22 protein-coding genes and 1 pseudogene are annotated in these 23443 nt (G+C 42.4%); 6 read left to right on the forward strand and 17 right to left on the reverse strand.

The features are described from left to right. The 12 genes from G625_RS19730 to G625_RS0112140 all read right to left on the reverse strand — a co-directional run. Positions 1-459 (reverse strand): hypothetical protein (locus tag G625_RS19730; RefSeq protein WP_044932555.1); only part of this gene is annotated, 459 nt, incomplete at its 3' end. A gap of 86 nt (positions 460-545) precedes the next feature. Beyond that, entirely contained in the window at positions 546-998 is a 453-nt protein-coding gene (locus G625_RS0112090; RefSeq protein WP_029201326.1) for a flagellar export protein FliJ, read from the reverse strand. A gap of 34 nt (positions 999-1032) precedes the next feature. Beyond that, positions 1033-2337, reverse strand: a complete 1305-nt coding sequence (locus G625_RS0112095; RefSeq protein WP_029201327.1) for a FliI/YscN family ATPase — start codon at positions 2335-2337, stop codon at positions 1033-1035. Then, positions 2337-3242 (reverse strand): FliH/SctL family protein, encoded by a 906-nt coding sequence (locus G625_RS19735; RefSeq protein ID WP_049895879.1) that lies wholly within the window; start codon positions 3240-3242, stop codon positions 2337-2339. Before G625_RS19735 ends, G625_RS0112095 begins: the two co-directional genes overlap by 1 nt. Continuing rightward, the gene (gene fliG / locus G625_RS0112105; protein ID WP_044932572.1) at positions 3226-4263 is read right to left on the reverse strand and encodes a flagellar motor switch protein FliG; all 1038 of its coding nucleotides are present in this window, start codon (positions 4261-4263) and stop codon (positions 3226-3228) included. Before fliG ends, G625_RS19735 begins: the two co-directional genes overlap by 17 nt. Before the next feature lie 13 nt (positions 4264-4276). Beyond that, positions 4277-6001, reverse strand: a complete 1725-nt coding sequence (gene fliF / locus G625_RS0112110) for a flagellar basal-body MS-ring/collar protein FliF (RefSeq protein WP_029201329.1) — start codon at positions 5999-6001, stop codon at positions 4277-4279. A gap of 29 nt (positions 6002-6030) precedes the next feature. Next, positions 6031-6348 (reverse strand): flagellar hook-basal body complex protein FliE, encoded by a 318-nt coding sequence (fliE, locus tag G625_RS0112115; protein WP_029201330.1) that lies wholly within the window; start codon positions 6346-6348, stop codon positions 6031-6033. 497 nt (positions 6349-6845) lie between these two features. Continuing rightward, complete coding sequence (locus G625_RS21400) at positions 6846-8531, reverse strand: methyl-accepting chemotaxis protein (RefSeq protein ID WP_049895880.1); 1686 nt, start codon at positions 8529-8531, stop codon at positions 6846-6848. Positions 8532-8806: 275 nt separating this feature from the next. After that, entirely contained in the window at positions 8807-11005 is a 2199-nt protein-coding gene (gene glgX / locus G625_RS0112125; RefSeq protein ID WP_029201331.1) for a glycogen debranching protein GlgX, read from the reverse strand. A 55-nt stretch (positions 11006-11060) separates the two neighbouring features. Further along, on the reverse strand, positions 11061-13388 hold the full coding sequence (locus G625_RS21405) for a histidine-type phosphatase (protein ID WP_049895881.1): 2328 nt from the start codon (positions 13386-13388) through the stop codon (positions 11061-11063). Positions 13389-13487: 99 nt separating this feature from the next. Further along, positions 13488-13829, reverse strand: coding sequence for a hypothetical protein (locus G625_RS0112135; RefSeq protein WP_029201332.1), 342 nt, complete (start codon positions 13827-13829; stop codon positions 13488-13490). After that, positions 13804-14631 carry a hypothetical protein gene (locus tag G625_RS0112140; protein WP_044932558.1) on the reverse strand — a complete coding sequence of 276 codons (828 nt, stop codon included), beginning with the start codon at positions 14629-14631 and terminating at the stop codon, positions 13804-13806. The genes G625_RS0112135 and G625_RS0112140 overlap by 26 nt, the downstream gene beginning before the upstream one ends. Before the next feature lie 456 nt (positions 14632-15087). On the opposite strand from G625_RS0112140, the gene G625_RS21410 reads away from it, so the two are divergent. Genes G625_RS21410 through G625_RS22770 form a run of 3 tightly spaced genes read left to right on the forward strand, consistent with a single transcriptional unit; the run spans position 15088 to position 16154 of the window. Then, entirely contained in the window at positions 15088-15387 is a 300-nt protein-coding gene (locus G625_RS21410; protein WP_029201334.1) for a hypothetical protein, read from the forward strand. A gap of 51 nt (positions 15388-15438) precedes the next feature. Next, a complete protein-coding gene (locus G625_RS21415) occupies positions 15439-15939 on the forward strand; it encodes a hypothetical protein (RefSeq protein WP_049895882.1) in 501 nt (166 codons plus the stop codon). Next, positions 15936-16154 (forward strand): hypothetical protein, encoded by a 219-nt coding sequence (locus tag G625_RS22770; protein WP_044932561.1) that lies wholly within the window; start codon positions 15936-15938, stop codon positions 16152-16154. The genes G625_RS21415 and G625_RS22770 overlap by 4 nt, the downstream gene beginning before the upstream one ends. Positions 16155-16236: 82 nt before the next feature. Here the strand turns inward: G625_RS22770 and G625_RS19760 are convergent, their stop codons facing one another. Beyond that, entirely contained in the window at positions 16237-17475 is a 1239-nt protein-coding gene (locus tag G625_RS19760) for an AAA family ATPase (RefSeq protein ID WP_044932564.1), read from the reverse strand. Positions 17476-18070: 595 nt separating this feature from the next. Between G625_RS19760 and G625_RS0112160 the strand changes: the two genes are divergently transcribed. Together G625_RS0112160 and G625_RS0112165 are read left to right on the forward strand one after the other, a co-directional pair. Beyond that, complete coding sequence (locus tag G625_RS0112160; RefSeq protein WP_044932567.1) at positions 18071-18289, forward strand: type II toxin-antitoxin system Phd/YefM family antitoxin; 219 nt, start codon at positions 18071-18073, stop codon at positions 18287-18289. 8 nt (positions 18290-18297) lie between these two features. Beyond that, positions 18298-18723, forward strand: coding sequence for a PIN domain-containing protein (locus G625_RS0112165; protein WP_198014891.1), 426 nt, complete (start codon positions 18298-18300; stop codon positions 18721-18723). A gap of 19 nt (positions 18724-18742) precedes the next feature. Here G625_RS0112165 and G625_RS0112170 read toward each other — a convergent pair whose 3' ends face one another. From G625_RS0112170 to G625_RS21425, 4 genes are read right to left on the reverse strand one after another with little or no spacing between them, the layout of a single operon-like run. Beyond that, positions 18743-20356 carry a CDP-glycerol glycerophosphotransferase family protein gene (locus G625_RS0112170; RefSeq protein ID WP_156885115.1) on the reverse strand — a complete coding sequence of 538 codons (1614 nt, stop codon included), beginning with the start codon at positions 20354-20356 and terminating at the stop codon, positions 18743-18745. Then, on the reverse strand, positions 20304-21461 hold the full coding sequence (locus tag G625_RS21420) for a glycosyltransferase family 2 protein (RefSeq protein ID WP_049895883.1): 1158 nt from the start codon (positions 21459-21461) through the stop codon (positions 20304-20306). Before G625_RS21420 ends, G625_RS0112170 begins: the two co-directional genes overlap by 53 nt. A 15-nt stretch (positions 21462-21476) precedes the next feature. Further along, on the reverse strand, positions 21477-22517 hold the full coding sequence (locus G625_RS0112180; protein ID WP_029201338.1) for a DUF2334 domain-containing protein: 1041 nt from the start codon (positions 22515-22517) through the stop codon (positions 21477-21479). Positions 22518-22533: 16 nt separating this feature from the next. Next, positions 22534-23103: an FkbM family methyltransferase gene (locus G625_RS21425; RefSeq protein ID WP_084152885.1), complete on the reverse strand. Its 570-nt coding sequence runs from the start codon at positions 23101-23103 to the stop codon at positions 22534-22536. A gap of 122 nt (positions 23104-23225) precedes the next feature. Between G625_RS21425 and G625_RS22875 the strand changes: the two are divergent. Continuing rightward, positions 23226-23443, forward strand: a pseudogene (locus G625_RS22875) (hypothetical protein); the annotation flags it as partial.

Genomic DNA, 23443 nt, shown 5'->3' on the forward strand with positions numbered 1-23443 from the left:
TATGTTCTCCCCGGCTGCCGGTCCGGCTTCGCTGCCAATATCAGAAACGATACCATCGACTTCCATAGAAGGAACAATCCTGTCGGCTTCCATGGCACTTACCAGCGCCTGAAGAGCTACTATGTCCTCCTCTGTCCTTGCCTTAATCTCATCGGATTCGTCTATCTCTTCCGTCTGCTTGGCTGTCTCCTTTGATGTCTGCCTGGTTGTCTGCTGTACTGTCTGTTTTGCTGTGGTCCTGTCCGTAACATTCTGTCCTCTTGAAGGACCGTTCTGAGTATTACCTGCTGCATTACTTTTGGTATCCCGGTAGTCTGCTGTACTCTTTTCGGCGATAAGGGCAGAAAAATCAATCCTGCCTGTGCCGGATGAGCCGTTATCAGAACTGTAGCCGGGCCCGCCGGGGCCAAAGGTCACTGTTCCCGCAGAACCTGAAAAATAGTTATTAACAAGTTCCAAATTTTGCCTCCTTTCTAAATAGAATAATTTTGATTTAATTTATGTAATCCATGCATTGCATGAGGATCACCTTTTACTCTGCGTTGTCAGGCCGATCTCCCGATGGAATTCTGCTGGTTCGAGACAAACTCATCGATGAAAGCTTCCTGATCCTTCTGCTCCTGAGCCTTGTAGAGCATCTGCTTCTTTTCCTTAAGCTTTACAAACTTATTGACGTCAATGTTTGCCGCCACAACCTCATCCTTTTTCTTATCGGCATTAGCCTGCAAAATCTTAAGTGCTTCCTTCTCAATCTCTACCTGTTTATCCAGATTGTCGATCATTGATGAATACATAAGGAACTTTTCAATGGCTGCCCCGGTCTTTTTTACCTCATCAAATTCAACGGTAAGGGCATCTGCCTTGGCTCTTAAGTTCCTGATCTCAAGTTTCTTCTCTTCCACAAACTTCATTCTTAAAGCATATTGTTCCTTGAGATCATCAAGTATCCTCTGCTTATACTCAAGCACTGACTGAAGATTGTATTGAAACTTTTTCATTGTTACTGCCTTTTTTCCTTTCTCCCTTTATCTTTTAACCCACGATTCTTTTCATCTGTTTAAGCACATCATCATAGCTGAAAGATTCTTTTGTCCCCTGACACAAAAACTTATTGATGTCTCCGTACTTGCTCACCGCCTCATCCAGTGCAGCATTGGTACCTTTTTTGTAAGCTCCTATGGAAATGAGATCTGCATTTTTCTGATATAGTCCCAAAAGGTTTCTCATATTGGAAGCATATTTGTTATGCTCAGGAGATACGATCTCTGCCATAAGACGACTGACGCTGGCGCCAATGTTTATGGCGGGGTAATGGTTCTCCGCCGCCAGTGCTCTCGACAGAACTATATGTCCGTCAAGGATACCGCGTACTGTATCGGCGATAGGTTCATTGGTATCATCTCCTTCCACAAGAACCGTATAAACGCCTGTGATGGATCCCTTGTTAAACTGCCCTGCTCTTTCCAAAAGTCTCGGAAACTCTGCATAAATGGATGGTGTATAACCTCTTGCTATGGGCGGTTCCCCTGTGGCGAGACCAATCTCTCGCTGTGCCATAGCGTATCTGGTTAATGAATCCATCATGAGAAGTACATCCATCCCTCTGTCCCGGAAGTACTCTGCAATAGTTGTTGCAACCAGCGGGCACTTAAGTCTCAGCATCGCCGGCTGGTCTGAGGTAGCCACCACAAGCACCGAACGCTTCATACCTTCCTCCCCAAGGTCTTTCTGTGCGAATTCCAGGACCTCTCGTCCTCTCTCGCCTACAAGGGCGATGACATTGATGTCTGTCTTGACATTTTTGGCTATCATGCCCATGAGAGTCGACTTACCTACTCCGGAGCCTGCGAAGATTCCGATACGCTGGCCCTTTCCGATGGTATTGAGACCATCGATGGCCTTTATACCGAAATCCAGTCTTGAACGGATAGGTGGTCTGTCAAGAGGATTCGTATATCCGCTGTTAACCGTATAGGTAGAAGCATTGAACGGGAATTCAGGGCCTCCGTCCATAGGCTGCCCCAGTGCGTTAATGATACGACCCTTCAAAAAATTCCCAACCGGAACCCGGAGTCTGTGCTTTGTATTCCTTACGAAGCTTCCTGAAGTTATACCGGAGGTAGCTTCATAGGTCATAAGCTGTATCCTGCCCCCCTTGAAGCCCACCACTTCGGCCGGAATGTTTTTATTCAATTCTTCATTGTGGATCATGCAGATATCACCGACACTTGCTCTGTCGCCGGAGGCTTCGATAGCCATGCCGACAATATTCTCGATCTTTCCTACACGTCCCACCGTTTCCGATTTCCGTATAAGCTCCGGGAGCTTCTCAAACATTACTCACTGCCCTCTTCGTTTTGTTCCATGATATCGATACTGTTCAGATTCTCTCTGATATTGTCAATCTGTGAGGAAACTCCAATGTCTATCATCTCACTGGGTGTCTCTATAACTGCATATCCCAGGCTTTCCTTGTCCTGGACAACAAACTTGACATTGTCTGAAATTCTGGCAAGGTCTGCAGCCACGTCCTCGTCCACCGAAAGAAGCTGTTCATAATCAAACTTATCTATATAAATCTTGATCCACTCGGTTTTCTTCATCTTCTCAACCTCAGCTATGATCATACGCTTAATGATCTCACCGGAGGTCTCGAGACTTATATGAATAACTTTTTCTGCAACGGCTATGGCCACATCCTTTAACTCATCCAGGTATCTGTGAAAGCTTTCTTCTCTTTCCTCTCCTATCTGTATGATGGAATGGGCTACAGCTGACTGATACTTTTCTATAGTTATCTTGAAATCAGCTTCTGCCTGCTGCTGTGCCGCCCTGTGACCGTCCGCCATGCCTTCCTGATGTCCGGCATTGTAGCCTTCGTCATAGGCTTCTTTTTTTATCTGTTCCGCCTCCAGATTGGCCCTGTTAATGATCTTTTCCGCCCTTTCAGCCGCATCTCTCAGCATCTTTCGCTGCATGATGGCTATTTCTTCGTTGGATTTTATTTCTTCGCTTTGTTTTTCAAGCTCAGGATTTGTTACGGGCACATCCTTGTAGGTTTGATAAGCTACATCAGTTTTTTGTTCGGTTTCCGGTTCCGACTGACTGACGATAACCTCAGACTCCTCTTCCGCTTCATCTTTATTGAAGCTTTCCAGAGGAGGAATAAATGTCTGGACACTTACATTCCGGCCGCCCTTTATAATGGATCGAGAAGATTTCACCTTATACAATGATTTCATCTTCTCCTCCTCCCTTATTGATTACAAGCTCACCTTGTTCTTCAAGCTTACGGATAAGGTTAACGATACGCTGCTGAGCTTCCTCAACATCCTTGAGTCTGACATTACTTGTAGTCTCGATATCACTCCTAACTGTTTCTGCCTGACGCTTGGACATGTTGTTGAAGAATATGGTCTTCATATCTTCGCTTGCGGTCTTCATAGCAAATACAATATCCTTTGTATCGCAATCGCGGATAAATCTCTGAACGGAACGAACATCCATAAAGAGGATATCCTCAAATACGAACATCTTGTCTCTGATATCCTTTGAAAGATCGGGATCCGATACATCCAACTCATCAAAGATCTTCTTCTCAGAGCTTCTGTCGATATGGTTCATGACATCCGCTACATAATCGATACCTCCAATGTTCATGTTTTCATCACTGGTGATGATGGAACTGAACTTACGCTTCATTTCACTTTCAACTATGGCGATGGCATCCGGTGAAACACGATCCATGTTAGCCATGGCCGTAACTGTAGGAATACGCTTTTCCTCAGGAAGGTTCTCAAGAACCTTGGCAGATTGTTCTGCATCCATATAGGACATTATAAGCGCGATAACCTGCGGTCTCTCGTTTCCAAGCAGTGACAGAAGGGCCTTCGGATCTCCCTTTGCAAAGAAATTGAAGGGCTTGGAAGCCAGGGTCTTAGAAACCTTTTCCAGGAGATTCTTGGCGGTGGATTCGCCAAAGGCCTTTTCAAGGACTATCTTTGCATAGTCGATTCCACCGTCAGTCATCATCTTATGAGTGAGGCAAAGCTTATAAAACTCGTCCAGGGTGTCTTCCACCTCTTTGTTCGTAGTCTTTCCCAGTCTTGCCACCTCATAGGTCAGCTCCTCTATATCCGCTTCACTAAGGTACTTGTATAATTGTGATGCACGGTCTGCTCCCAGGGATACTATTACGAGGGCTGCCTTCTGTTTACGGGTCAGCTTTCTGTTTTCATAGTATTTCACAGGATCGATCTTAATGGTTTCTTCCGTTTTACTTCCTACCTGAACGGTCTTTTCTTCTGCCAATGTTTGTCTCCTCTACGTCATCATCATCTTCAAGCATCCAGCTCTGGATAAGCTTTGCTACTACCTGAGGATTGTTATCTACAAATTCTCCGATATTCTGCTTCAGGCGCATGCCATGCTGCATTGCCGCACTGGTTTCTTCTTCTGCTCCGATTTCTCTCTCCTCCTGCTTCTCGCGGCTGTTTTCTTCAGCTTCTGCCGCTGCTGCCGCCGCTGCAGCTGCCTCTTCCGCTGCTGCTGCCTCTGCAGCTGCCTGTGCCTCTGCTTCTGCCTGAGCTTTGGCTTCTGCCTCACGCTTAAGTCTCTTCTTTTTCTTCTTGCGAAGAATGAGGAGGATAATGATAAGAAGCAAAAGTACGATTCCTGCGATAGCTGCAATAAATGCAACCAGCGGAACCTTCGCTTCTTCTGTTTCTTCTGTTCCTTCTCCTGTTTCTTCCGTAGGTTCAGGTGCAGGAGTCGAACGGATAACTGTTATCTTGTCTGCAGCCTCAAGTCTCGGTATTCCTCCCGCGTCTGCAACCAGATTGATGAGATCCCTTTGTTGCACTGCGGTGTCGCTTGTCATGATAACAACAGCCACCGAGGTGTCCTTTAAGGCTCCGGGTGGGATCTCTCTCTGCTCCTTAAGAACATTGAATAACCATTCTCTCTCGTAGGCATTGGCTGAATAGCCGTTGATGGTTGTGTTTGCTCCATTCTGGTTAACATATCTCGGAGTGTCGGCATTGGCATCAGTGCCTACAACGCCGGCGGCTCCATCTGCGGCTGTACCGGAATCTTCCCGGTTGTACTTCTCAGTGTTGAGAAGACCCTCTCTGTTCTCGGCTGTTTCCGGCTGATCCGGAACAGTATATTCTGTATTTTCCGATATGAGCTTTGTCATATCGAGAGTACCCTTTACCGATACCGCTACATTATCATCCCCGTAAAGCTTTCCGAGAACGTGTTTAATATTGTTTGCTATTTCGCGCTCAACCTTACGGGTTAGATCCTGAACCAGCTTGCTGGTATCTTCATTTTCTCCTTCTACGCCAACCTCTTCCATGGTTTCGGCATCGAAAACCGAAACGTTTGTAAAGTTCACGCCCTTAACTGACCTTGAAATAAGATTACGGATCGCATTGGCGTTTGCCTTCGATAAAGTTTTCCCCTCTTTCATGGTGACAACTACCGATGCAGAGGCATCTATAGTCTCGGTGGTGCTCAACGCAAACTTGTCATCAGACCCCTGGGCTATGGTTACCTTCGCATCCTGCACTCCATCAAAGAGACGAATGGTTGCTCCCAGACGATCCTGGAGGTCATACAGGGTGTAAAGCTCTTTATCCGATTCCGTTGTCATGAGACCGGCATTACTTATGTACATGTCATAGGCAAAGCCGCTCTTCGGGTAACCCTTACTCAGAAGGGAAACTCTCGTTGCTTCTACCTTATCCGAAAGAACCCGGATGGATCCGTCGGAAGCATTGTAGGTATACTGGATCTGCTCGTCCTGCAGAAGGCCTGCCACCTGTGATGCCTCTTCAGTGCTCAGCCCCGTAAACAAAACACTGTATTTCGGTTTGTTATTTAAACTTAAATAAATAATTGCCACAGCAGCGATGATCACCGTTGCTGCGATGATGCCTATAACGGCTATCTTGCTCCGTTTAGACAACTTCCCCCATTGTTCTTTAAAGTTTTCCAAATTTCACTCCACTCTGAACCCCATCCCCATTATGAGTTCATCCTCAAAAGTTCGTTATATGAGGTTAATGCCTTATTTCGTAATGTCACCAGCAGGCTTAGACTTATGGCAGCCTTTGACTCAGCTATAGGAAGCGAATGTGCATCCTCAAGCTGTCCTGTTGCCAGGAGATACTGCTTGTTCTCAACGTCTGCCTGAGTTGTCTTAACATTGTTCACGGTATGCTCCAAAACATCCTTGAACAGCTTTGCGCTCTCAGTCTCCTGCGGTCTTTGGTTACGAATGGTTCCCTTTTCAGTGAGATCCCACGGCTTCATTGGTGTGATAAATTGATCATTAATTTCCATACTCAAGGCCCTCTTAAATCTTAAAAATTGTAAATTTTACCTAATTTTTAACTAAGCAAATAGTACGCTAAATTTTATAAATAGCGTTTAGTGTGTTTCGCCCGTCCTTGGAAACTAACTTTTCATGGAGTCAATACACGGTTCCTGAGGCTGAATGCCCTAGACTTGGATCCGTCCCTCTCTAAAAGATGATCTCTGCTGCTTCCCTGCAGCAGACTATTAAATTACTCACGTAAAAAATAACTTATAATTTCTATTAAAAATAATAAGTTTTCTATTAGTAACACTATAACATGATTCAAAAAACCATGCAATAAGCAAATTATAAAGCTCATTAAAATCCGGTGAATTTATGCTAAATTTTAAGATAAATTGCACAAAAATTTTCAGTCCGGTCTGAAACCATGCCTGATTGGTTCCTAAAAATAAACAGGAGCTGCCGGGTGGCAGCTCTCAGGTTTATACATATTAAACATCTGTAATGCTTCAGGTTTTCATCAGTAAGTGATCTTGGCAACCATATCCTTAAGAAGTGTTGCATGGTCGTTAAGCTCGTTGCTGGAAGCAGAGCTCTCTTCTGCTGTGGCACTGTTCTGCTGTACCACCTGGGAGATCTGCTCGAGACCTGTGGTGATCTCGGAGATGGACTGGGCTTCCTTCTGCATCTCATTTGCAATGGAAGCAACCAGTTCCTTGGACTTGATAGCATTATCCTTAACCGTATCCAGCTCCTGGGCAGCGGATCCAACCATCTTGGAACCCTTATGAATAGCCTCGATTGCAGACTGGATAAGAGTTGAAGTTTCTGTTGCAGCATCTGCAGACTTTCCTGCAAGATTTCTTACCTCGTCAGCTACAACTGCGAAACCCTTGCCGGCTGCTCCCGCACGTGCTGCCTCAACGGCTGCATTAAGTGCCAGGATGTTGGTCTGGAAGGCGATATCATCGATAGCCTTGATGATATTCTCGATCTGATTGGACTTGTCTTCGATCTCCTTCATTGCATCCTGAACTCTTGCCATCTGTTCATTCTGCTCTGTGAGCTTATCGGCAACACCTGCGGAGAAATCTTCAACATCATGTGCTGACTTGGCGCTTTCCTTAACCTTAGTGTTAAGTGATCCTACAGTTGCTGAAAGCTCCTGAAGGGTAGCTGCCTGCTCTGTAGCACCCTGGCTGAGGGCCATGGATCCTGCTGCGATCTGCTCAGATCCGTTCTGAACCCTTGCGGCAACTTCATTCATATTGGCGAAGATGTCTGAAAGGTTTTCGGAAATCTTTTCAAAGCCGGTTCTGATAGGTGCTGTATCATTAACATAAATCTGAGGATTCTTAAGCTTTGCGGAGAAATCTCCGGTACTCATGGCTGTAAGCATGTTACTGAGGTCATCGATAAGGAACTGGAGCTTCATATTTACATCTGCCATGTTGCCTACCATCACACCAAGCTCATCCTTTGAAAGCTTGTCTCTGTCGATTTCGGTATCGAACTTTGCCTGTGCAATATTTTCCATAGTGGCATTGGCAAGCTTGACATTCTGGATGATCATGTTTGCAAGGCTCATGAATACCACAATCACCAAAACGATTACCACAATTCCGAGGATTGCAAGCAGTACTGTTACAATTTTTTCAAATGTTTCAGACTTCTCGATGAGGTCAGCCGCCTGTTTATCTGAAAGGCTTCCTACATCTCCAAGGGCTCCTGAAAAGTTCTCGGAGGTGATGACATTAAACCCATCCTTATAGTAGGCTGCCGCACCTTCCCTATCTCCCGCATCCATCATATCCAGGATCTTGTAGGAGTCGGTCTTAAGTTCATTAAATCTCGTCTGCAGAGTTGAGGTCAGCTGAGCGTCTCCCAGGGTCTTTGCGATGGAATCGATGCTGTCCTGCATGTCTGCAAATCGCTCATCAAAATCCGCTCTCTGGTCGGCCACAGAATTGTTTTCTGGATCAAGCATGGTAAGGAGCAGACGTTTATTGATTGTCTGTATATCCTTACGCATTCCCATCTGTGCTTTGGTGTTTTCGTACTGTACACCTGAAAACTGCTTCATCATTCCACTCATCTTTGAGAAAGAGCCGAATGAAATTCCAACCAGTACGATGATGGCAACCGCTATGATCACTATGGTTGTGATGAATTTATCTTTGACCTTCATGTTCCTGAACTTTTGCATCTTGTTTCCTCCTGCGCTGTCCTAAGCTATGTTGTACCCGAATATATGGAGCGCACCGGCTTTTCGGCCTTGTCACGTTCCGTACTGTTCTAACTTCCGGCAATCCTTGCCTGAGATTCAACAGTTTTTTAGTTTCTACAATTTCCTTATCGGCAAGAATAATTTTCTGATAAGTATTTGTGAGATATATTATTTATTTAATAAAACGAGGGCCGGAGCAGGAGGGCAGCCCTCCTGCTCCGGCCTAATTTACTTTTACGACTGTTTTGCAAATACTATTGTCTCTTTTTGGCTATCATTACTACTGTCATTCTGCAACCAAGGCTCCATTCAGATGGGAGGCCCATGTCTTTTTCTTTGCCGGCGGGGTAGGAGCGTCCGGCGCTTTCTGTCACGAGGTGCCAGGTGAAGCCCTCGGGGATTATGGGCAGGGTAAAGGTGTGTGGTTCCCAATGGGCGTTTACCATGACGTAGATATAGCTATCTTCTTTGACCCGGAATTTCTTATGGTCTTCTGCGTACATGAAGGCGAAGGCGTGGGTCGGGGCGTTCATGTCAAGCTGCCAGGGAGTTTCCGAATGGAAGGAAAGCTCCGGGTAGCCGGTGCCGTTGTGACCTCTGAAAAAGTCTTCGCTTCTTAATACCGGGTGGGCTTTTCTGAAGGAGATAATGTTTTTCACAAAATTATGGAAATCATTGTAGGTCTGAAGTCCCTTCCAGTTCAGCCAGGTGGTTTCGTTGTCCTGGCAATAAGCATTGTTGTTGCCGGACTGGGTATGGCCCATCTCATCTCCGGAAAGAAGCATGGGCACTCCTCGGCTAAGGAAAAGTATCGTCAGTAGGTTTTCCATCTGTCTTCTGCGGCGATTCAGGATTTCTTCGTCATCTGTCTCTCCCTCTGCTCCGGAATTCCAGCTGTTGTTGTCATTGGCACCGTCAAGGTTTCCCTCGCCGTTTTGTTCATTGTGCTTTTCGTTGTAGGAAACCAGATCCCGGAGGGTGAAGCCGTCATGACAGGTTACGTAGTTAATGGATACAGCCGGGGTCTTGCCGGGATACATATCTTCGGAACCGGCTATACGGTTGTAAAGCTCGGGTGCGCAGTCTGCATCTCCTTTAATGAATTTCCTGATGCAGTCTCTGTACTTTCCGTTCCACTCGGAGAAGCGGTTCCAGGAGGGAAATGATCCCACCTGATAAAGTCCGCCGGCATCCCAGGCTTCCGCTATAAGCTTCGCTCTTCCCAGAACCGCATCATAAGCGAGACTCTCAAGAATAGGGGGAGAGAGCATCGGAGCCCCTTCCTGATTTCTGGTGAGGATGGAGGCAAGATCGAAACGGAATCCGTCTATATGATAGGAAGCAACCCAGTACCTGAGACAGTCCTTGATGAAGCTCCGGACCACAGCATTATTACAGTTCATGGTATTGCCGCAGCCGCTGAAGTTATAGTAGTGGCCGTCGGGGGTCAGGAGGTAATAGGTCCTATTGTCTATTCCTTTATAGGAAATAACCGGCCCTTTTTCGTCTCCCTCAGCGGTGTGATTGAAAACCACATCAAGGATCACTTCGATGCCGTTTTCATGAAGTGTCTTGATGGTGTACTTGAGCTCGTCAACCTCCATGCCGAGGCTGCCGGAAGCAGCGTAACCGGCCTTGGGGGAGAAGAAGTTCACGGTGGAGTAGCCCCAGTAATTGTAGAGTTTCTGCCCCCTCACTGAGAAGTCGTTCTGAAGCTCGTCAAATTCAAAGATGGGCAGAAGCTCGACACAGTTAACTCCAAGCTCCTTTAAATAAGGAATCTTTTCACAGATTCCGGCATAGGTGCCCTTGTATTTTACGCCGCTGGATTCATGACGGGTGAAACCTCTGACATGCATCTCGTAGATGACCAGATCCTTCTTCGGGATGTTGAGAAGTCTGTCGCCGTCCCAGTCGAAGTCCTCCATTATTACACGGCCCCGGAAGCCGGTGTTTCTGTTGCCTTTTTGCCTTTTTAGCCGGCGCTTTTCCTTAAGGATTTTCTCTTCCATTTCCTCCTCAAGGATATTCTCAAGTCCGGTATAGTCGGATTCGTCAAGGTACTTATGCATTTCCCCGCCCCAGACAGCTCTTCCGGAAACAGCCTTTGCGTAAGGGTCCAGGAGCGGATTTTCCTTATCGAAACATTGGCCCTTTTTTTCATCATAGGGACCGTCCATGAGATAGGCATATTCAAGGTCGTCTATGTCAAGACCGAAGACCATCATGGTGAAGACGTCTCCTATCCGGAACTCGTCAGGGAATGGGATCTTCACAAAGGGCTTCTCCGCTCCCTTATGATAAAGCAGCAAAGTGCAGCCTGTGGCGTCCTTTGAGTAAATGCTGAAATTCACCCCATTATACATGATTGACGCGCCGAAGGGGAAAACGCGGCCCGCCTTGTATTCTATGCCTTTAAGTTTTTTGGTGGGAAAACTGTCGATAGGTATCATATGTATTCCATTCTTCCTCACTCATAAGAATATATCTTGTGGATATCTGTTTCACTTAAGCCGCTGCATCCCATGTTTCCTTCGTGTATTTCTCCTGAAGCTCATCATACTGAGCCAGGGTACGGTCAAACATACTGAAAAGATCAGCTTCTGAGATCAGGCCGTCTTCATTGGTCGGCACACCATCAAAGCTAAGGTTATATCTCATAGGAGGATTCTCCGGTGACAAAACTGCCGAGTCCCTGATCTGTTCAGTGCTTCTGTATACCAGATTGACCTTGTACCATGCCTCACCCTCCGGATCACGCCAACGCTCAAAAAGCACCTTCACGCCTATCGGTGTTTTTGTTTCAATGCTGTCCGGAAGTGTATAGGGCTTCACTCCGAGAGCAGTCAAAGTCGTAAACACTGTACAGTCGTGAGCACAGAGGAAACTGAATTTCCTCTTTTCATTCTTAAGTTCACTTTCCAGTTCCCGGATCAGTGGGTTGCTAATGTTTACCGATACAAGTGGTGCACCGAATTTTATTTCTTCATATCTTGTAAGTACATTTGCTATCTCTGCCCAGTCTGATTCACTGAGTTCGTGCCCGAAGGCAGCCTTTTTGAGATCCGGTTCCTCATAGTACTGAAGAACCAGCGCATCTGCCACCTGACTTGCTGTCTTTATGGCACCTGTTATATCAGGTTCCTGACCATCAGCCATCTTGTAGCCTGAACTGTCTTTTAAAAGATCGCCGTACTCTCCATCCTTATAGGCTTCGCTGTCCTCCATATCAACGGTATCCATAATAAGCTTTATGGCATCCCTCAACTCGTCCGTAAGTCCGTCAAAGCCTGCATCGCCGCCCATGGATCTGACCTGTTCCGCAGCATCGGAAGCGTACTCCTCAGAATAAAATTTGAGATTGGGCTTCATAAAGTCTTCAAGACCGTTTGTGGCTGTCGGATACTCCACCTTAACGTCCGCAAGGGGAAGCATACCTGAGGCAAAATATCTTGCCGTTGCTCTGCAGCGCTGCTTCTCTCTTGCATTAAAACGGATCTCACCTTCTTCCGGGATACTGTTTTCCGGGATCAGTCCCTCCTGGTCCAGCCACTTTCTAAAGTATTGTCCCATGTTTGTTTCCTGGATACCGCCCTTTGTGGTCAGTTCGCTGGATCTTGCTGTCCACCTGATCCACTCGTGGGGTGTGAGCTCCTGGGGAACAGAACCATTACTTGATAAAGGTGCGCGAAGATTATGTCTGCTGAGAGCCACCACCTGTTCAAGCTTATAGCGCGCCATGGTATTCTTCATTACGCCGTCGCCATAAATGGTGAGGAAATCATCCTTCATGGAGATAGTGTCAACACCCACCTTCTCATAGGACTCTTTCTTTTCCTTAGCACTGTCAGGTTCTCCATATTCTCTTACAGGATCATCAGCGAGTACCATATAAGCCTCGCTTCTGTATGGATTGTTAGAGATGGTGTAAACCGCCATGGCGAGATCTCCGGAGGAATTGCCGAATGCAAGCACCGGCTGCTGCCCGATCTCTCTCACGATGGCGTCCACCTTACTGGTCTTGGCATTTTCACCATAGTAGTTACCGTCAAACACTATCCTGTCTTCCGATGTGAAAGTATAGTCAGTATCCTCAGCCTCTCCCTGATTGGTTGCGGTGTAACCATACTCTGTGCCTATGACCTGTGCAGGAGGGATATCCAGAGTATCGGCGATGACCTGACGCACGATGTTCCGCTCCGTGGCAGTGACTACATAGACTTTGAAATCATTATCCTGAAGCTCCTTAAAAAGCTCCACCATGGGCTTGTACCAGGCCTCGCCTCTCGTCATACCTGTGAATCCCCAGGCTTCACTTGACTTGAAATTTTCCACAACCTCAGCAAGTTCCTCCATAGTCATTCCCTTGTAGGCTTTGGCTGCGGCTTCTGCCTGTCTGGTACTCATGCCATCCGGTTTTTTCCTGCCTGTGGCTTCCATGATCTCATGGGCAACACTCAGGACCTCTTCAGACATGTCATCCGAATGGCTCAGTGCATAATCTGCGAAAACCATATACTCAAAGCAGAAAGGATCGGTTTCACACATCAGCGTTCCGTCCAGATCGAAAACAGCTATACGATCCTTAACGGGGATGTAATCTGAGGAAGCTTCATCCGTCACTGCACCTATGTAATCATTGATCTTTTTCGCAGCCTGAGAGTCTTTGGTCCAGTAATCCTTGATGAAAACTGCCTCAGTTTCCGATCTGCTGGCCAATGCGCTTTGATCCGACTCCTCAGCCACGGCAAAATTCAATGACGCCGGAAAAGCAATCAGCGACAAAGCGATGGCCGGGGCCAATAGTTTACCAAGCTTATTACCTATTACCTTCATTGTCTATCCTCCTTGAATCTTCTTAACGTAATCTTTTTTGTGGTCGATGGGCATCATGGATCGGGGTGGTTCTTTTCACCACCTACTCTATACTTTACATCACTGTTCTCTAATGACAACAAAATCATCCTGGATGGAACGCCCTTCTGTTTTTTCCAGGATCAAATCCTCTCTATAATTTTGTAATCCATAGGATTTCAAAAACTGTCCTATGTTTTGTCTTTCACTGGGGACCAGTCTGTTCCTTACCCATAACAAACTAAACTTTGGATTCAAAATATATTCACCCTTGCTTGCGCTGGCCCGCAATAGCATTGGCAACTTACGTTCATCCTGTCCCCTGGGAATCTCTATTTTGAACTCTTGCTTTTCTTCATCATATAGAAGTGTAGCTACAGCTTTATTCTTTGATCTCTTATTTGCTATTCTGTATCTCTTCATACTTTTTCCATCTGCCTGTTATCATTTCCCATATTTTATCACCATATACCTTTGGAAGTACTTTATCTATACCATGCATTATGTAATCATAATCATCCTCATAAAGATGATTGATTTTTAAACTCTTAGGTACATATCTCAAATTGTATTCCAGTGATCTGCTGAAAAAATAATTATTTACCGGATAATCCTTCATTACATCAAAATCACTGACCGCTTCCTCGCTGTCATAACAGGAAAAAATAAGTGACAGTCCATGATCAAAAAGAGGTGCCAGCATCACTTCGTCTCCTGTTTGAAGCAACTCAATATTCGCTCCATGACGATCTCTATTACATATAAGATAGTCGAAAACCATCATTTTATATATCTGCTCATCCCATCCTCTTTTTTTACAAAAATCAATCGGAAGCTCATCATCCTCTCTCATCATTTCAAAATACGCATCAAATGCTATTTTATCCTGTCCATCTTTTCTAAAATTTCTGGAGGAGCACATCCATGTTTCGTATTCTGCATTGTCAATCCTGACTCTTGAATGAATAAGCCGATAAGAAACATGATCAATTCCTAAAACATCCAACAATCGTGACGCAATCAACTCATTTACGGATTCATGTCCATAAATTCCTCTATAATCGGAATTTGAAAGCTTATAGTATATTCTATCTACCCCATCACCTTCATATGTTTTCAAAAAGCTTCCGGGTGTGCCCTGCGATATTCTGGTTCTGTCATTCCATTCAAGATGTGTGTAATCCTGTAATTTATAAATGATATCAATCTTTTCTTTTAGTGACATATCTAATCCTTCGTCCACTGCTCTATACTGCAATATACCAGACTTAAGGGTACCTGGTACTCTTAGCCGTTATATATCCAAAAGCTCTGGCTTTAGTCTAGCATAAAATAGAAAAAAGGTCACTCAACCAGCAGTTGTTGCCTGTAAGTGACCTTTTTTGTATGGTTACAGTCCCCCTGGTCCACCGGCTGAACTGTTACGATATATGGTCGAAATTCAGACTATAGGAAAAATTGCCGAAGTCTGCTATCATACCTATGTCAAATGGAAAAGTCATAAACCTATATGGCTCGAAATTCTAGGTTCTATCAATCTTCTGAATTATAAGAATCTTAACTTTCACCAATTCAGTTTTCTTAAAATATCAACTTATTGTCTCCCCTATCAAACAATGGTAATATAAAAGTGGTTGCACTAATCACTTATAATTACCACCATCAGAAGGAAAGAATAATTATGAGTGAATCAAAAAAGACCCAATGGCACCCGCCGTTTTGTGCGGCGATGAAGCTCGAGCTTAAAGCTAACAAAAAAGATCTATGCTTTGAATCAGAACACACACTTAACACAAAACCAATACAGCTTGATTTATTGGTTATAAAAAAACGAAAGAAAGCAAAAATACAGAACGAAATAGGAAGAATCTTCCGACAGCACAATATCTTTGAGTACAAGTCTCCCGAAGATGAACTGGGAATCGATGTATACTTTAAAACTTTGGCCTATGCCTGTTTGTATAAGGCAAATGCCGAGTAAGAAAATGGCATCAGGTCATCTGATATAACCATTTCCCTTGTACGCGAAGGCATGACCACAACGCTCATCAACTGGTTAAAAAACAACTGCTGCGATATCGTAGAAATATATCCCGGCATATTTTACGTCACCGGAGAAAAAGTCATTTTTCCGACACAGCTCATTATATCATCCAGGCTCAACGACAGTGAACACCAATGGCTGAAAGCACTGACCAACAAGATGGAAGAACCGGAAGTCAAACGCTTGGTTTCATCTGTCAGATCCCTGACCGACAAGGATGGCAAAGATAATGCCGACTCGGTCTTATATTTGGCAATGAAAGAAAACGAATCACTATTCAATAAATTAAAGGAGGTACCGGAAATGAATGAAGCTCTTATAAAACTTATGAAACCCGAGTTGGATGCAGCTAAAATTGAAGGTGTTACCGAATTATCAGAAGCCACAAAACGATTAAAGGAAGGCTACACGGATGAAAAACTTCTTACCGAAGGCTTCGATCCGGATATAGTGAAATCTGCTAATGAATTGCTGGCGGCGCTATCATGAAGAATACTAAGACTCAAGAGAGGTATGCCATGTATAATGTTTTAAAAACCGTCGAAACCGAAGAGTTTATTTCCTTGGTCAAAAGCGATCAATTTGACTATACCGAGTGGCAAAGACAGCACTTCGACAAAAAAGCCGCCGAACAGATCAGTGCAGAGGCTGAAGCATATGTCATTGAACATCCCTATGCCGGTAATCCATCCACAATAATATAGTTCGTTAATTTAAGTAAAGTACAATATACAGTCACGCACTATAACCAATCCAACTATAGCGTAAACCTTTGGCTCTAATAAATCAACGTGACGCCGCAAATACTTCCACCCACTCAGCACCTTTTACAGAAAACTTAAACTCATCCAATATCTCTAGATTTGGTATGAATACTTCGCTCTTTTCATCATCAAATCCCAGATATCCTAGATGGACTAAAAGCGACAAAACATCATCAAGCCAGGTAAAAGTGATCATATCATTCTGATATGTGGATGTATCTACCTTAAGTCGTCCCCCATCCATGAGAAGATTTATGGCATCCTTTAAACCATCAATCTTTTTTATCCCAATGTAATCGGCAAGAGCTTCATGGATTTCTGAATTATTCCAATAATTCCCTATGATACCGGTTTTTATCGAACTAACAACTGACGAAGGATTGTAGATAGATATCTTATGTCCATTATAATGGTCCTTACGATACTCTTCTCTTTTCTCAGGTGAGATAATGCCTCTGACAGCATAACCATCGTACCAGGCTTTCATCTTTTCAAAATCAGAACCATACCTGAAAGCCAGTTCTTTAACCTCTTCTTCTGTGAAACCGGTATAAGGTGCCATTTCCCTTTGGAACATCATAGAGCACTCGGTAAACATATTAAGGCCAGATTGCTGTCCGAATTTCTTTATCGGAAGAATCCCCGTCATATAAGCAAGCGCAATGTAGGACTTATCCTTCATCCAGTCGCGAAGAAAATCAAGATATTTTTTCTGCCCTTCCTTATCATCCTTTCTCTCGCGGAACACCGAATCCCATTCATCAATAACGATTACAAATTGACGTTTTGTCTCATCAAATACATCCTGCATGGATTGGATCAAATCGTCCTTATCATAATAATCTACATCCGGATACTTCTTTGCCAAATCTCTCACGACCAGCTTGTTTAGTTTTTGAAGTCCTATGCTCACATCCTGATCTGACTTGATAAAATCTGTCATGACAATCCGGATAACATCATACTTTCCGAGATACATATCCCAAGTGACCGATTTTGATTCTGTTTCGATTGGAGGACACTTTGCAATCAGCCTTTTCTCAAACAGTTCCCTGTCATTCGCTTCCCTGTCATAATACGCACAGACCATATCAGCCGCTATGCTCTTACCAAATCTTCTGGGACGTGAAACACTGACAAACCTCTGCTGTGTGTTAATAATAGAATTGAGATAGCAGATCATCTCAGTCTTATCCACAAATATCCTTGAATTAACAGTCATTTGATATCTCTGACTACCCGGATTTAAATACTGTCCCATGCTTTTCTCCAATCACATCCTATGTGTCAAAAGAACCTGTCATTTGTTCCCCAAAATCATGCCTTAAGAATAGCACAAAAAAAGAAAAAGGTCACTTAACCGGTAGTTGATGTATCGACCGGTAAGTGACCCGTGAAGTGTATATATAAATTCCACTACCACCGCGGCACCAACGTGAAAATAACCAAATCTTTCCTATCGTAACCATCGTTTTCCGTGTGATAATTGGGGCGAAAGAACAAGACAGAACCTTCATTTATTTCTCGCGCCATTCAACATCCTTGAGTTTGACAGTTCAGACGCTGTTTCTGCCGGAATGATCCGCGCTCATCCATAGAAAATCGGTACGCCTATAGGCGCATATGATATTCAGTTGGCGGGGCAGGCGCTGTCAAAATCGCTTACTTTTATAACACATAATGCGGAGGAGTTTGGGCGTGTGCCGGGGTTGGCCATTGCAGATTGGGTAAAGGAAGGATGACTCTGTTACATTTATAGAATTTTATATAGCCTCCTTTATTCGCCCCATTATGTTGAATTGATCGTACGAATGTGGTAAAATCATCGTACTATTTAACGAAAGGATGTGTCACATATGTCATCAATCACAGCAACTGAATTAAAAACAAATCTAAGCAAATATCTAACACTTGCTTCAACCGAAGATGTCCTTATCACCCAATATGGAAAAGTGATTGCTAAGTTAACAAGTCCTTTCCAGGACAGAGTTAGTGTTGCAGAGTCACTTTTCGGGTCACTTCCGCAAACTACTACACTTGAAGAAGCTCTTAACGAAAGGACAAACGAGATATGAGAGTCCTGTTGGATACAAATATCATAATTGACGTACTTCAAAACCGGGAGCCTTGGTGCGTATCCGGCAAAGAAATCTTTCTATCAGTAGCAAGAAAAGAGCATTCCGGATGCATCACTGCAAAAGAGTCCGCCGACATCCATTTTTTTGCAAAAAAACAATTTAAAGGTGAGGAAAATGTTGACGACAAAGCCCGTCAGATTCTTATTAAACTCTTCTCACTTTTCGAAGTACTGGATACAACTGAGGCAGATTGCAAAAATGCTCTATCATTTCCAAACAATGACTACGAGGATGCGATCATGATAGAAACAGCTTTACGGTCAGGTGTTGAATGTATCATTACAAGAAATACGGAACACTTTTCGGAATCGCCGGTGAAAGTATATACGCCGGAGGAGTTTGTTAGGATTATGGAGGATCAACGGATGTGAAACTTCTTACCGTATCTTCTCATACAACAATCCCGAGTGCTTCAATCAACCTTTTACAACTTTGGTCATCTTTAAAAGAATGCATCTGTTTTGATATACTTCTTCGCTTCTCCATGGAACTATCAATATCTTTACTTATTTCAACTATAAAGTCATAAAGTTCTGAAAATGTTTTTATCTCAACACCCGGAAGCCATTCCCTGATAGGTTCAAATACAAATCCCCTTTTATTTTCATACTCCTGGATGTCATCAATCAAAAAGGCAATCGGTCTGTCAAGCAAAAGGTAGTCAACTGCTACTGATGAATAATCTGATATCAGAGCATCTGCAAACCCGAGTATTTCATTTATCTGGATATCATTATTTACCAGACTTTCATTGTCTATAAAAACAATGTTAGAGCAATCCGGGATATTGATCAGGGAACGATCCTGAAATGGATGAAGCTTTAAAACCAAAAACATGTCCTGAGCACGCAAACATTCATCAAGTTTGCTTAAGTCGTTTATGTTTTTAGCTATTGGAAGTCCTGTTTCACCGGAAAGTTGATACATATCCACTTCCGCGAGATTGTTTACATCTGTTTTCCGGAATGTAGGCAGCCAGAATATATACTTACGAGCTTCTTTTATACCCAAAAGCTCCTTCCAATCATTACGCGGATGAAAAATAGTGTCTTCTTTAGGATATCCAGTTATCAAAATTTGATCATCGCGCAATCCATATATTTTCTTATGGATTTCTGCATAAACCGGACTGATGACCGGCATGTATTCATATCTGTCTTCACATCTTACGAAATTTACTCTGGTCTTAAAACCGCAACCATGCCACAACTGAATCCTTATCTGATCTTTTCTCGCATTTCTGCAAAAACCGTATGCATCGGTAAAGAAAATGTATTTTGAAAGGCATAATGCTTCGTAATAAGCATCTCTGTTTTGGGGAACATCAGATACAGACCAGTCAAAAGACAAAAACCTCACACCAGGATAGTTGTCTTCAATATGTTTAAACTCATCAGGGTTTTTCACCAACCAAACAAGCTCATACTTCTCGTTCAATCCGACGGATAGCATATACTCAAAAACTGCTCTGGCATTATCAGAAAAATCAGTACCCTTTATATATGCCGAGGCATGAGGTCCGCTTCTGAAGAGGATAATATTTTTAAGCGGTACATTTTCATATCGTTGCCTGTAGTCAAGATCATACGATGTCTCTCTATTGGCAAAAAAGTAAATGTCTTTATCTATGACAAGTTTCTGGACATACTTCTCGTATATTTCCCAGTAGTAATCATCAACAATAATGTAGTCTGCATCCTGTGATAACAAAGTAACATTATCAATATCAATGCAATTAATGATTTTTCCGTTTATATCTTTGTCTGTTCCTTTATGAGAAAAATCAATGTAACAATTAATACTCTCTACGACATTTCGGCCAAATTCATCTATCATGTCATTTACATAATTATCTGAAAAGGATAGAAGATATATTGTGCCGGATGATATTTTGTTTATGTTTTCTTTTGTTATTCTAATCAATTTATTCATAACAGCTTTATGGCAGGAATCAATATAACCCGGCATCCTTTGCATATTTCCAGAATATTTCCTTTTGTTCAAACCAGCGTATTCTATCCTTTGGGATTCCCTTATCTATCAAGCTATTACGTATCTCTTCAACTTTAGGAACATATTTATACGTAATAACTATGTAATCATAACTGCAATCAGGCACGTCATGAACATCGTCCAATATTCCAATCAATTTCAACCTTTTGCTATTTTTCACCTGTCTGCTATAGGTTTCAACCAATGCCCCCGAACCGAACAAAAGGATTCCGGAACCCTCAGGTATTTTATACATCCAGTCTGAATCAATCCATAACAAATTCTTTAATAAGAATCCCATTCTGGAATTTATTCCTTTTATCAACTGCTGTGTTATATAAAGCTCTGCCTGAATACGCATATCATCAGAAAAGTTCGGATGATCATATAAAGAGCTGAAATATTTGTACACCTCATTTATCTTTACAAGATAATCCTTTTTAGGCTCCATTGTCATGGATTCTTTATTTAACACGTAGTGATAAAAACAGTCCTTTACAACATAGACACTTTCGCAATTCAACATAAACATCAGCACACATGCCTTATCCTCTGAATAAGATATTGTGTCAGGAATGGATAATTGTGCTTTTTTAAGATTCTCTCTTCTAAATAACTTGCAACACAAAGATCCTCGCAATCCTAAATCTTGCACTTGCATATTATAAATAGTTTTTTCTCTAAGCTCTTTTAATCCGATTCCTCTATACTCGCCTTCATCAACAGTATCATATTCATATGATTGATAGTTACCCTCGAAAATGTATCCCGATGAAACCATATCTACATCATGATTTTGCGCAATGCCGTATAGTCTTTCATACATTTGAGGTTCAATCCAATCATCGCTATCCACATATCCTACGTATTCTCCGGTGGCTTCTTTCAATCCTGACTTTCTAGCTGACACAAGACCACCGTTTTCTTTATGTATGACTTTAATGTTGTCATGAAGATTTGAAATTTCATCACACAATAATGGAGAACCATCTGTTGAACCATCATCAACCAAGATAATTTCTATTTCATCCATAGTCTGTTGAATAATAGTATCAACACATTTTTGTAGCGTGCGTTCATTATTAAATACGGGAACAATTACCGAAACTTTTTTCATTACCCCAAATCCATTTTATAAAGATAGTTCAAACCTGATATAATCTATTATTTCATCATAAATGCTTACGTTTTCCGTCATCCAGATATCAAATCCGACTAACATTGGATTATTGAGCACTGCCCCATGGGTTTTACCAAGTATAGTCGGAATTATTCCGATTTTTGTTTTATACTTAAATATCTCACTCAACTCATAAACCGGAACACCACAAACATCCGAAACAGATTTATGACCATCAGATACCACAAATCCTGTTGGCTTATATCCTCGCTTATCAAAATAGCGATATACCTCTCTGCCTATTTCACCTGCACCATAATAATAGATACTATTATGTAGTTCAAAAAATCTTTTGATGTTATCGATTTCTTTTTCTAATATATCCTCTCGATATTCTTTGATTTCATAATCACGTAGACTCTTTGGTGTAACAAAAGAATTACCGTCATCAACAAGTATTCTCAGAATCTCTTCAAATCTTTTAAAATCATCCTCCGTCCAAAAGCTCGGATGTCCCTGCATAATAAAGAAGGGATATTTTTTTATCCTATTATATTCTTTTGAAAAGAAGTCCAAATCAATAAGACCTGTTTTTATTTCATAGTTACATCGCATCAGAAGTTGTCTGGAATCAGTTCTTCCTGATGCATCTGCCATAAATAAATAGTTTCTTATTTTAGGAAAATGTTCTCCTAAAACACTAATTGTCAGTTCTGTACTGTTGTTATGAGGAGAACCAAATGTAGAAGCAGGATTACCTAAATATTTCATCATAAGTTCCTGCGTATTACCTATAGACTCCTTTTGCTGCTGATAAGTACATACCGAAAATTCTTCATCTGTATGATGATAACCATGGTTCCAGATCTCTACTCCGGATTTTTCAAATTCTTTCAAATCTGCAACGTACTCTTTATCGGGATCTGACAGACTGCTTCCTATCAGCCCAAAACTCGAAAGTGCACAGTACTTTTTGCAGATTTCATGAATTTTTTTAAAGCTTTCTAATGTTTCTTGTGATAGATCATCGAATTTTAGGATTATGTGTGCCATAAAATTCACCGTTTAATTAAACCGCATATAAAACTGTATCCGCAAATCCCATCGTGTAATGTCTAATATAAAACTTATAATCCGGACGTATATCCAGTATAAGCTTTGGCAAGTCCCATAAATCCTCTTGCTTGTGATAGATAGATATTGCCAACCTAGGTTTATTATTAGAAATAATCTTTTTTGCTCCTTCCAATGCTTTATGCTCAGCTCCTTCAATATCCATTTTGATATATGTTGGAACTACGCCTTCACTTTCAAAATAGCTATCTAAATCGATTACTTCTATCGTATCCAATGTATCATCATTTTCAATAATGCAAGAACCATTCGCCTTTGATTTTTTCATAAATGACAATTTTGTCCTTTTATCCCAAGCACCATACTGAACTATTGTATAATTCATTCCAGGTTGTACTTTATTGCTTATCCTCTCATTCATATCATTGTTGGGTTCAAATATATATGCTTTTGCATTTCTTTTATTACCACACCAATTAAAAAAATAAAAAGAGTTCATCCCATCATACCCACCTACATCGACAAATACTTCATCATCTTCCGGAGATAATAAATCAAAATAAATGGCTCTTCGTTAGTTTGTGTGGGTATATAAAACGCTATAACCCTTGTAAATATTGAAAAAGCATACATTTTCCTGTACGATTTTTTTTGCGGAAAAAATCTATAGTACAGAGAGGTAAATGTATGCTCACCAAAAAGATACTGAAAGCTGTTATTAATGTCAAGCATACCGCCATCGATGATATGAAAATCTTACCTGATGGCTCGTTTGCAATTATGGTTCACCCCACTAAGGGAGAACAATGCCGATGTGGCATTTGTGGAAAAAAAGCTCCCTACTACGACAAAGGTCGCGGACAACGATCTTGGCGTACCTGCGATTGGAATACAAACAAGGTTTA

The organism is Oribacterium sp. NK2B42, from assembly GCF_000424445.1.
Classification (GTDB): Bacteria; Bacillota; Clostridia; order Lachnospirales; family Lachnospiraceae; genus Oribacterium.